This is a genomic window from Cobetia sp. 10Alg 146 (assembly GCF_029846385.1).
GTDB lineage: Bacteria > Pseudomonadota > Gammaproteobacteria > Pseudomonadales > Halomonadaceae > Cobetia > Cobetia marina.
Map to the genome: position 1 here is coordinate 184903 of NZ_JARWKT010000002.1, position 11641 is coordinate 196543.

11 protein-coding genes are annotated in these 11641 nt (G+C 63.2%); 2 read left to right on the forward strand and 9 right to left on the reverse strand.

Annotation, left to right across the window (positions count from 1 at the left end; translation table 11 throughout):
- The first annotated feature begins 61 nt into the window (after positions 1-61).
- Both QD172_RS03775 and QD172_RS03780 read left to right on the forward strand, forming a co-directional pair.
- On the forward strand, positions 62-928 hold the full coding sequence (locus QD172_RS03775; RefSeq protein WP_279855043.1) for a 2OG-Fe dioxygenase family protein: 867 nt from the start codon (positions 62-64) through the stop codon (positions 926-928).
- 390 nt (positions 929-1318) lie between these two features.
- The gene (locus QD172_RS03780) at positions 1319-1936 is read left to right on the forward strand and encodes a LysE family translocator (protein WP_279855044.1); all 618 of its coding nucleotides are present in this window, start codon (positions 1319-1321) and stop codon (positions 1934-1936) included.
- Positions 1937-2056: 120 nt separating this feature from the next.
- Here QD172_RS03780 and QD172_RS03785 read toward each other — a convergent pair whose 3' ends face one another.
- The 9 genes from QD172_RS03785 to QD172_RS03825 all read right to left on the reverse strand — a co-directional run bounded on the left by QD172_RS03785 (position 2057) and on the right by QD172_RS03825 (position 11641).
- Entirely contained in the window at positions 2057-2674 is a 618-nt protein-coding gene (locus QD172_RS03785; protein ID WP_279855045.1) for a YceI family protein, read from the reverse strand.
- Positions 2675-2733: 59 nt separating this feature from the next.
- Positions 2734-3276 carry a cytochrome b gene (locus QD172_RS03790; RefSeq protein ID WP_077372418.1) on the reverse strand — a complete coding sequence of 181 codons (543 nt, stop codon included), beginning with the start codon at positions 3274-3276 and terminating at the stop codon, positions 2734-2736.
- A gap of 290 nt (positions 3277-3566) precedes the next feature.
- The gene (locus tag QD172_RS03795) at positions 3567-4784 is read right to left on the reverse strand and encodes an O-succinylhomoserine sulfhydrylase (protein ID WP_077372415.1); all 1218 of its coding nucleotides are present in this window, start codon (positions 4782-4784) and stop codon (positions 3567-3569) included.
- Between the two features lie 232 nt (positions 4785-5016).
- A complete protein-coding gene (gene purF, locus QD172_RS03800; RefSeq protein ID WP_077372413.1) occupies positions 5017-6531 on the reverse strand; it encodes an amidophosphoribosyltransferase in 1515 nt (504 codons plus the stop codon).
- Positions 6532-6776: 245 nt separating this feature from the next.
- Positions 6777-7454, reverse strand: coding sequence for a CvpA family protein (locus QD172_RS03805; protein ID WP_279855046.1), 678 nt, complete (start codon positions 7452-7454; stop codon positions 6777-6779).
- A complete protein-coding gene (locus tag QD172_RS03810) occupies positions 7451-8143 on the reverse strand; it encodes an SPOR domain-containing protein (RefSeq protein ID WP_279855047.1) in 693 nt (230 codons plus the stop codon). Before QD172_RS03810 ends, QD172_RS03805 begins: the two co-directional genes overlap by 4 nt.
- 51 nt (positions 8144-8194) lie before the next feature.
- Positions 8195-9640: a bifunctional folylpolyglutamate synthase/dihydrofolate synthase gene (locus tag QD172_RS03815; protein ID WP_279855048.1), complete on the reverse strand. Its 1446-nt coding sequence runs from the start codon at positions 9638-9640 to the stop codon at positions 8195-8197.
- Entirely contained in the window at positions 9633-10664 is a 1032-nt protein-coding gene (accD, locus tag QD172_RS03820; protein WP_136938199.1) for an acetyl-CoA carboxylase, carboxyltransferase subunit beta, read from the reverse strand. The genes QD172_RS03815 and accD overlap by 8 nt, the downstream gene beginning before the upstream one ends.
- Positions 10665-11008: 344 nt before the next feature.
- Entirely contained in the window at positions 11009-11641 is a 633-nt protein-coding gene (locus QD172_RS03825) for a phosphoribosylanthranilate isomerase (RefSeq protein WP_279855236.1), read from the reverse strand.

Here is an 11641-nt window from a genome sequence, read left to right on the forward strand (position 1 = left end):
ACGTTGCGAACGCAACACCTTCCAACAGGCGCTAAATGCCGAAACATCGAGGAATTCTTGCATGAACATCGTAAACCGTGGTGTACGTCAGCTGGCCGATGCTTCCCGTAAACTCACTCTGGACCAGAGCGCTCTCAACGATCGCTACCCGGCAACGTCATCAGAGAATAGCGCTCTCTCGCTGCCCAGGATCTCTGAGTACTGGCCGACAAGCGTGCATGAGGAGCTGGCTCGTCAGCACTGGAGCAAGGCAACGATCACTCCACACATTGACTTGAACGCCTGGCAGGGTTTCCTGGACAACCTTCCCCGTGACCCTTACGTCAACACACGCTGGAAGCGCATGTCCTGGCTGCACCTGAATGACCAGATGGAAGTCGAAACCCTTGGCGAGTGCCCGATGGCGCAGGGTGGACGCTTCAATGATGCTGCCAGCATGGCGGACCGCCTGAGATACTACGATCCGCTGGAAGCGGCGTTCACCGAGCGCGACGACGTGCGCGCCTTCGTCAAGGCCTGGGCCGACATGTGGGGCATCGGGCCGCGTGAGCCGATCCTGATGCAGATCACGGGTGTCCGCGGCGACGGCACCATCGACCCTCTCCAGGGACAAGGCATTCACGCCGACGGCTGCAAGTACTTGAGCATTCTGGTACTCAATCGCGAGAACGTCAGTGGTGCCATCAATACTCTCTACCGCGACAAGGCCGGCAGCGAGTTGCTGGCGACCACCGAGCTGGCACCGGGAGAGGTTCTGCACATCCATGATGACCAGCTGTTCCACAGCGTCAGCTCCATCACTCAGGATAACGCGGGCCAGCACTTCGAGCGCTTCATCATCATCATCAACTGCTCATTCATCGATGAGTTCCAGAACCGCATGCTGCGTCGTCACTTCCCGGGGGCAGTCCTGAACGACTGCGAGTGAAGCCATTCGAATTCACTGAGCAGACTGGCAACCCGGTGTCCGGGCATCGCCCGCACAACTGCCTCGACGACAGCTTTCCTCATCTCATCCTGGGGGATCGGTAGCTTCCGAGGCCTCCCCACCTGACCTGCACTCAAGCGTCGCAGCACGCTACCTGAGCACGACACGAGGAACCAGCCGGGCAACCGGCTGGCCTGGCGTGCCACTCCTGACTGGCCCGAAGGCCTCAGCCTGATCGCGACCGACCCCCTCCTGCAACAGCCCCGCCAACGGCTTCCGCCTGCATGCCAAGCGCATCGGTTTCATTGTCCGCGCGCCATGTACAGGCGATATACTCGACTCATGACAGAGGCGTTGCCCACGATGCGCCTTCCACGACAGGAAATCCTCATGACGCTTGAATCAGGACTGACCTTCTTCCTTGCCATCTTCCTCTTCGGGATCACTCCCGGCCCCGGAATCCTCGCCCTGATGGCGCGTGGCATGAGCCAGGGAGGCAATGCCTGTGTCCCGATGGCCGTCGGCATGAGCCTCAGTGACGTCTGCTACATGCTGGCGGCCGTCTTCGGTCTCTCGGCACTGGCGACCCATTGGAGCGAGCTCTTTCTGGTCATCCGCCTGCTGGGGGCCGCCTATCTGATCTACCTGGGGTACAAGCTCTGGACCTGCCGACCCAGTCTGGAATACACGGAAATTCCCGACATACGCGGAAGCTGGTGGCGTGGCTTCCTGCAAGGCTTCCTGATCTCGGCCTCCAACCCCAAGGTCATCCTGTTCTACATCGCCTTTCTGCCGACCTTCATGGACATCACCCGCCTGAGTGGTGGCGATATCGTGATCGCGGCCGCTCTCAATCTCAGTGCCTTGCTGATCGGGGTCGTCCCTGTCGGTTACGCCGCAGGCCGCATTCGTCGCCATCTGCGCTCGACGCGAGCCGTCAGACGCCTCAACCGCAGTGCTGCCAGCCTGATGATCGGTGCCGGCAGCTACCTCGCACTGCGTGGTTGAGCACCGGCCTCCTGCGCCAGTCTGGCCGCCGATACGAGAACGCCCCTGTCAATCACATGACAGGGGCGTTCTCTTCGATCACTGAGGCAATTCGCTCAGGTCATGCAACGGATGGCACCGTTACTGACGGATACCTTCCACCACCAGGTACATGTCGACCGTCGAGGCCGCTGGCCCAAGCTTGGAGGTGTCGATGCCATAGTCGGCGAGCTTGAGCGTGGTGGTGCCCTCGAAGCCCTGACGATAGCCGCCCCAGGGGTCTTCGCCACCGCCGATGTGATCGACATCGATGGTGATCGGCTGCGTCTCGCCATGCAGTGTCAGATCCCCCGTCAGCTTGCCGGCACCATCACCGGAAGAGGTGAACCCGGTGGAGACGAAAGACGCCGTCGGGTACTCGGAAGCATCCAGGAAATCAGCGGACTTGATGTGCTTGTCTCGCTCGGCGTGGGCGCTGTCCAGGCTGTCGACATCGACTTCGACCTTGACGCTTGACGCCTCGGGCTGACCCTCGTCATAGCGGAAGGTCCCCGTGAAGTCCTTGAACTCACCCAGGACGTAGGAGTAGCCGAGATGGCTGATCTTGAACTGGATGAAGGCGTGCTGGCCCTTGGTGTCAATGACATAGTCCGAGGCCTGAGCCTGGCCCGCCATCAAGGGGAGTGCCGCTGCCAGAAGGCCGCCAGCGAACGTCTTGCCCAGCGAGAAGGCCTTGGGTGTCAGGGATGTGTCGTTCATGTCCTAGCTCCTTGAGGATTCGTCATGCATGGTGCCGCCGTGGTGGCCGGCAATTCCTTTCAGCGCAGCGGCCAGAGCATACGTCGCAACGTGTCCTGGCCCTCCATCAGATGATGCTTGAAGGCGGCAGCGGCGTGACCAAGCGACAGGATGACAAGCGCCCAGGCCGCGTACCAGTGAACGTCTCCTGCCAACGTCGCCTGATCCTTCATCCCGCTGAGCAAGGCAGGCACGTCAAACAGCCCGAATACGCTGATGGCTCGTCCATCCGCCGTCGAGATCAGATACCCCGAGATCATCACCAGCAACAGCAATGCATACAGCAAGGCATGCCCGATGCGCGCCGCCCGCTGCTCGATGCGGGAGCCATGCGCCTGTGGCGTCGGCTGCATGGCTCGCCAGACAAGGCGCAGCAACGTGATCACGAACAGCACCACGCCCACGGAGCGATGCCACCAGGGACCCAGCTGATACCAGCGATCATAATAGCCCAGTGATGTCATCCACCACCCGAGGGCGAAGAGGCCGATGATGGCCAGCGCCGACAGCCAGTGCATCACGATGACGGGCCAGCCCCACCCCCGACGACTATTGCGCCACATGCTTGTCTCCCTGTCCTGTCATCCAACGCGCCGAGCGTGAGCCCACCTGCCGTGATCGACGCTCTGAACCGCGATACGACACCGTATCGTGATGATGCCTTCCCATGGCTGCCAGCTTACCCACTGGCCTGCCACGCGCCAAGCGATAGTCCCACCCCTTTCTCATCATGCCGCGCCAGCCATGCCGGCGCTGAGCGCTCTCTTCCCGAGACACCGGCCACCGTCACGGCCGAGCAGATGCAGAAACGCCCGGCATGGCCGGGCGTTCCCTCACGAAAGTGCTGGTCGACTCATGCAGACGCCAGGCGATCCAACCCAAGCGCCAGATCACGCTTGATGTCATCGAGATCTTCCAGGCCCACTGCGATGCGCACCATGCCGTCCACGATACCGGCGGCCGCTTTCTGCTCATCACTCAAGCGGCCATGCGTGGTGGTGGCAGGATGCGTGATGGTGGTCTTCACATCACCGAGGTTGCCGGTGATCGACAGGATGCGCGTGGCATCGATGACCGACCAGGCCCCTTCACGGCCTCCCTTGATGACCACCCCCAGCACGGCACCGAAGGCCTTCTGCTGAGCCTTGGCGAGTGCATGCTGCGGATGACTCTCGAGGCCTGAATAGTGGACGCGCTCGACCGCAGGATGCGCTTCCAGCCAGTGCGCCAGCTCCAGCGCACGTGCACAGTGGGCCTCCATGCGAATGTTGAGCGTCTCCAGTCCCTTGAGGAAGACCCAGGCATTGAAGGGGCTCAGGCAGGGCCCGCACGTCCGCACCACGCCGAAGACCTCTTCCATCAACGCGCTGCTGCCGACCACTGCCCCGCCCAGAGTCCGCCCCTGCCCATCCAGATACTTGGTGGCGGAGTGGATGACGATATCCGCGCCCAGGGTCAGCGGACGCTGCAATGCCGGGGTGCAGAAGCAGTTGTCGATGGCAAGCCATGCATCATGTTCATGTGCCAGCGCTGCCAGCGCCTTGATGTCACCGATCTCGGACAACGGGTTGGACGGCGTCTCGGCGAACAGCAGCTTGGTGGACGGTGTGATGGCCGCGCGCCAGGCCTCGAGATCCCCCAGTTCGACGAAGCGCGTGGTGATGCCCAGCTTGCCGAAGTACTTGGTGAACAGGCTCACACTGGAGCCGAAGATGGAACGCGAGGCGACGATCTCATCCCCGGCTTCCAGCAGGGCCAGCACGGTGGACATGATCGCGGCCATGCCGGAGCTGGTGGCCACGCAGCGCTCACCGCCCTCCATTGCCGCCAGTCGCTCCTCGAAGAAGCGCACCGTCGGGTTGGTGAAGCGCGAGTAGATGTTGCCGGCTTCGTCACCACCGAACTTGGCTGCCGCCTCGGCCGCACTGCCATAGACGAAGCTGGACGTGGTGTAGATGGGCTCGCCGTGCTCCTGCTCACCGCCACGCAAGTGACCGGCGCGGATGGCGAGCGTCTCCAGTCCCAGCTCATCGCGGGAAAGGTCGGCGCGGGAAAGATTGTCGTCGTGCATGGTGTCCAGTACCTCTACTGATGGAATCCGCTGATCTCTGTCTCGGATGACATGGCTCACGGGATTGTCAGGTTTCGCGCCGCGGGCGCTTCTTTCATGAGCCGGGAAACAGAGCAGAAAGCTGTCGGTCAATGTTACCGGTTTTGAACGCGCAACGGGCCCCGGATTTCTCCGGAGCCCGTTGCGAATCACTCACCCTGCCATGACCTGTCACGCGAGACAGGTCATGGGGTCAGTCGATGTCTTCGGAATCGTTGTGCAGATCCACGACCGCGTGGGTCTCGCCTGCGTTCTTGGCACCATCGTTGCGTGAGGCCTGCAGATCGTTGAGGTAGGCCTCATCGATATCGCCGGTCACGTAGATGCCATCGAACACGGAGCAGTCGAACTCGTCGAGGGCAGGATTGACCTCGCGACAGGCGTCCTTCAGGTCATCGAGATCCTGATAGAACAGACGATCCGCGCCGATCAGATCCGCGATTTCCCTCTCGGTACGACCATGGGCGATCAGCTCTTCCGCGGCCGGCATGTCGATACCGTACACATTGGGATAGCGAACCGCTGGCGCCGCCGAGGCGAAGTAGACATTCTTCGCGCCCGCCTCACGGGCCATCTGGATGATCTCGTTGCAGGTGGTGCCACGCACGATGGAATCATCCACCAGCAGCACGTTCTTGCCGGCAAACTCGATATCGATGGCGTTGAGCTTCTGACGCACGGACTTCTTGCGCAGCGTCTGCCCCGGCATGATGAAGGTCCGTCCGATGTAACGGTTCTTCATGAAGCCTTCGCGGTAAGTCACTCCCAGATGCTGAGCCAGCTCGAGAGCGGACGTGCGCGAGGTATCCGGAATCGGGATGACGACATCGATGTCCTGCTCCGGCCATTCCCGCACGATCTTGTCGGCCAGCTTCTCCCCCATGCGCATGCGGGTACCGTACACATAGGCACCGTCCAGCAGGGAGTCCGGACGCGCCAGATAGACGTGCTCGAAGATGCACGGCTTGAGTACCGGGTCATCAGCGCACTGCAGGGTATGAAGCTGACGCTCCATGTCGATGAAGACGGCTTCCCCCGGTGCCAGGTCACGGATCAGCTCGAAACCGGCGACGTCCAGCGCCACGGATTCGGAAGCGATCATGTACTCGGTACCTTCAGCAGCCTCGCGCTTGCCGAAGCACGCCGGACGAATCCCGTGCGGATCACGGAAGGCGACCAGGCCGGTGCCGTTGATGATCGATACGGCGGCATAGCCACCCTTGCAGCGACGGTGCACACGACGTACCGCATCAAAGACATCACCCGCGCCCAGACGCATGCCCTGCTTGCCCAGCTCGTGAGCGAAGACATTGAGCAGCACTTCGGAATCGGAGCTGGTGTTGATGTGACGCAGGTCGGAGGAGAAGAGCTCCTGCTTGAGCTGCTCGGAGTTGGTCAGGTTGCCGTTGTGCGCCAGGGTGATGCCGTAGGGCGAATTGACGTAGAACGGCTGCGATTCCGCCTCGCTGGAAGAGCCAGCGGTCGGATAGCGAACATGGCCGATGCCCATGTTGCCCTTGAGTCGCTGCATGTGACGAGTGCGGAAGACATCACGCACCAGGCCATTGCTCTTGCGCAGCAGGAAACGACCCTCGTGCCAGGTCATCATCCCCGCGGCATCCTGCCCACGATGCTGCAATACGGTCAGCGCGTCATACAGCGCCTGGTTTACCGAGGCGTTGGCCATCAAACCTACAATCCCGCACATCCCGTCATTACCTCACTGATACACACTAGGAGAGGGAGGCGCCAGCCATCATCAGCGCGCCTCCACATGGCAATATGAGTGCTCACATTCCGCAATTGTCAGGCCTGCCCACACCACAGGCAACACCTGACCGATGGGTCAATCGATACCACGATGCTTGCTGCACCTCGACGCGCTGACCTGCTCGGAGGGTCGAGCAGACAAAACAAAAGCGCCGAGCAAGAATGCCCGGCGCTTCTGTCGTCTCAAGGTGCTGCGGTGTCACCATCACGCTGCTGATGCTGCTGACGCATGAACTGCTCGGCGACCTGCTGACTGACGCCTTCACTCAGCGTGCGGCCTTCGTGGCGGGCACGCTCGAGCAGGCCACTCGCCTGCTGCTGGAAACCGGCAGTCTGTGAGGATGGAGCCGTCCCGTCCTGCGGCAACTGCCAATCCCCTCCCGTGTCCCACTCACGGTAGCGTGCCAGCGACCAGTCGCGCAGCTGCTCCAGCGTCGGGCGCAGCTGCGCCGCCTGCCAGTCCGCACTGTCACGCAGAGGTGTCAGGCCGACGACAGCCGTCACCAGCACCAGGATCACCGCCGCCCGAAGCGCGCCGAAGACACCCCCCAGCAGGCGATTGAAGCCCCCCATGCCGACCGCCTGGACCAGGCGTTCGAGCAGACGCAGCATCAGACCCCAGACCAGCACCGTGCCCAGTACCACCAGCACGAAGCCGACCGCGGTGCGAATGCCCGGAGACAGGATCACCTCGTCGAGCAGGGCCCCGGCTTCCGCCCCGAACTGGCGTGCCGCCACCAGGGCCACCAGCCAGCCTGCCAGTCCCAGCGCCTCGCTGAGCAGACCACGCATCAACCCCAGCAACACGGAGATGATCAGCAGCCCCAGACACAACCAATCGATCCAGACCAGCTCGTTCACTCACCCTCCTTCCGGCGTACCAGAAGGCCCTTGATATTGACCTGCTCCTGAAGGCGAGAGCGCGCGGACTCACCAATCTCGGAAGATTTGTAGGGACCGACGAATACCACGGTCAGATTGCCATCCCGCGCGACGCGATAGGCCGCGAATCCCTTGCTCTGCAGGTCCTTCTGGAGTCGCTCGGCGTTGGCCGGCTTGCCGAAGCTGCCGACCTGCACCGCCCAGCCACCGGCGGAAGAAGATGGCGCGCTGGCGGCAACGGCAGGCTTGGGCTCAGGCGCCGGCTTGGGCTCTGGCTTGGGTGTCGGGGCCGGCTTGGGCTGCGGTGTCGGCGCAGCCTTCGGCTCGCTGCTGGCCACGGATCTGGTCGGCGACAGCTGCTGCGCCTCCGCCACGCGAGCTCGCGACTCGGAGGCGTTATCGATGCCGGGTCCTGGATCACTGTCACGCACCTTGCCATTGCCATCCACGAAGGTGATGGGGACATCGGTACCAATCTTCAGCTCGCTGGGTGGCTGCGGTGCATCCACCGTCGAACGGTCGATATCCACCGGCTTGCCCAATGTCATCACCGGACTGGGACGCTCATCACGGGCCGGCGGCTCATCAAACAACATCGGGATGAAGATCACGCCCAGGGCCAACAGGATGACTGCGCCGCTGATCCGTTCTCGCTTGCCATATTTCATCGTGCCATCTCCCTTGCACCCGGATTCCAATGACCGCGGTCCTGCTTCACCTCAGGCATCCTCGTCGTCAAGCCATGCCAGCGCTTCGCCGACCGTGAAGAAGGAGCCGCAGACCAGCACCTCCCCCGCGGTGGCATGCTCCACCAGCCAATTCGCCGCCTCAGCGACCGAATCACATTCCGCCAGCACGGTCCCCTGGCAGGCACGCACCACGGCAGCCAGCTCACTGGCCTGGCGAGCACGCTCGCCGCCCAGTGTCGCCACGACGAAGCCATCCACCACGGGCGACAGCGCCTCGATCACGCCTCGCGCGTCCTTGTCTCCCAGCATGGCCAGCAGCACCAGACGCGGTCGAGCGGAAGGCTCGCGCGCCGCCAGACGACTGGCCAGATAACCTGCCGCATGCGGGTTGTGCCCCACATCCAGACACCAGTCACGCCCATGACGCTGGACCCATTGCATGCGCCCCTTGAGCTGGACATTGGCCATGGCATGGCGCACGCATGACACCTCAAGCGCCACACCGGCCGCGACGAGCGCATTCAGCGCACTGGCCGCGTTGTCGCGTGGCAGGCCGGGGTTCGGAAGTGCCTCGAGGGTCATGATGGGGTCGCTCAGTCGCTGCCAGTGCCAGAGCCCATCCGCTGACGACCCTGCCGGGGAGGCGAGGTCCTGCTCGCAGGCGTCCTGCCAGACAAAGTCCTGCCACAGCACCTGAGGCGTCACACCCAGCGAGCGGGCGTGCTCGGCACAGCTGCTCGGCAAGTGATCGGAGCCGAAGATGGCCGGGCGCCCTGCACGCAGGATACCCGCCTTCTCGAAGCCGATGTTCTCGAGGTCCGTGCCCAGGAAGGCAGCATGATCCTGTGCCACGGTGGTGATCATCGCCACATCGCAGTCGATGATGTTGACGGCATCCAGACGCCCGCCGAGACCGACCTCCAGAATCGCCAACCGTGGCTGTCGCTGAGCGATCAACCACAGGCCAGCGAGCGTGCCGGCCTCGAAGTAGGTCAGGCTGATCACGCCCTGCCCATCTCCCGCATCCGAATGACGCGCCGAATCCACCTGCTCGAAGGCAGTGATCAGCTCGGCATCACTGGCGTGCTGCCCATCGAGGGTCACACGCTCGTTGTAATGCAGCAGGTGCGGAGAGGTGTAAGTCGCGGTCGTCAGACCATGCGCACGCCCGAGCGCCTCGAGCATGGCGACCGTGGAGCCCTTGCCGTTGGTACCGGCCACGGTGATGACCCGCTCGCCAATGCGACGAGCCCCGGGGCCGACAAGCCCCAGACGCTCAGCCACGCATTGCACGCGGGCGAGCCCCATGTCGATGCTGACGGGATGCTGGCGCTCCAGACGCGAAAGCCAGTCTTGCAGTGACAGCTCGCGTGGCACGGCCTCATGCAGGGCAGCAACGCTCAGCGGAGGCCGCTCACGGGACTGCAGCACCTCTCGGGTGCTGCAGTGGCCCGGCGCATTGGCCTGCTCAGCCATCGCGACGATCGCCTTGCGGCTTGTCGGCGGAGAATGTCTCGTCAAGCACGCTGTCAACCGCGGAGCGCGGCTCTGCAGGCTGCGGCTCGCTCGGTGCAGCCTCGACAGCCTCACCTTCGACGACGACTTCCGTGGCATCTACCCCCGGTGCCTGCACGTCAGCCTTGACCGGTAGACCCTGCAGCTTGAGCAGGATGCTGGAAAGACGCTCACGCATGTCGCGACGATGGATGATCATGTCGACCGCGCCATGCTCGAGCAGGAACTCTGAACGCTGGAAGCCTTCCGGCAGTTTCTCGCGCACGGTCTGCTCGATGACACGCGGGCCAGCGAAGCCGATCAGGGCATTCGGCTCGGCAACGTTCAGGTCGCCCAGCATGGCAAGCGATGCCGATACGCCACCGAAGACCGGATCCGTCAGCACGCTGATGTACGGTACGCCTGCCTGCTTGAGCTTCTCGAGCGCAGCGGAGGTCTTGGCCATCTGCATCAGGGAGAACAGTGCTTCCTGCATGCGCGCGCCACCGGAGGCCGCGAAGCATACCAGCGGCACTTCTTCCGCCAGCGCGAGTTCGGCGGCACGCACGAACTTCTCACCGACGATGGCCCCCATGGAGCCGCCCATGAAGCTGAATTCGAAGGCGACGGCCACGACAGGCTGTCCGGAAAGCGTGCCGCGCATGGCGACCAGCGCATCCTTCTCGGACGTCTGCTTCTGGGCGGCGCTCAGGCGATCCTTGTACTTCTTGGAATCGCGGAACTTGAGGCGATCGACCGGCTCCAGATCTGCCGCGATCTCCTCGCGACCCTCGCTGTCGAGGAACCAGGACAGACGGGCACGCGCAGTGAGACGCAGATGGTGGTCACACTTCGGGCAGACGTTGTCGTGCTTGGTCAGCTCCGGAAGGTACAGGACTGCTTCGCACTTGGGGCATTTACGCCACAGGCCATCAGGAATGGAGGTGCGCCGATCCTTGCGTTGGATACGGCTCATTGACGGCACAATCTTGTCAAGCCAGCTCATGGTGGGGAGGCTTCCGTTTTGCTGCTGTTCTGGGCACCGCTCGACGACTGTCGGCGGCCATGCGAGTTGGCACACGCCCACCTCTCCGGGAGGCAAGGACGTGGCGGGCAACAACTGACACCCTCTTCGCCCCCTTGTCTCGGGACGCTGGAGGAAGTCAGTGGCGCCAAAGGAAAAGACCGTGCAACCCATTGGTCGTACGGCCCCTTTTCCAGATTCTGGCAAACATTGTAGCGGCTTCGCCCCCCTTGCGGGTAGTGCGATATGCCAATTGCCTTGTGGAGTCCAGTGTTGCGCCTGTCCCGCGCAGGCCTTGCGGCATGCCGCGCAGGGCATCAGTGGAGTCAGTCGGCGGCTCGTACTGCCTGACAGAACGCCTGGAGGCGCTCCCATGACTTCTCGCCAGGGGCAGACTCTACCCCTCCCGAGACATCGACCGCGTGGGGCGCTACCTGCCTGACCGCCTCCGTCACGTTGCCGGCCTCGAGCCCGCCCGCCAGGATCACCGGCAGGGACAATTCTCGAGGGATGCGCGACCAGTCAAAGGTCTCGCCCGTGCCACCGGGGACACCGGGACGATAGGCATCCAGCAGCAGACCGCGTGCGTCATGGAAGCGTTCTGCCTCTGCCGCCAGGTCGATCCCGTCACGCATGCGCAACGCCTTGATATAGGGGCGGCCAGCGGCGCGGCACTGCTCGGGCGTTTCGTTGCCATGGAATTGCAGCAGATCGAGATGCGGGGCAGCGGCGGCCACTTCGGCCTCACTGGCATCGACGAACAATCCGACACGCATCACGAATGCCGGCACCAGGCGCGAAAGCTCCGCCAGGCGAGCAACGTCCACCGCCCGCTTGCTGCCCGCCCACAGCACGAACCCCAGCGCATCGGCACCTGCCGCCACGGCGCCGGCGATATCCTGTTCACGTGTCAATCCGCAGATCTTGATTCGGGTACGCTGGCTCGCTCGAGCGCTCAT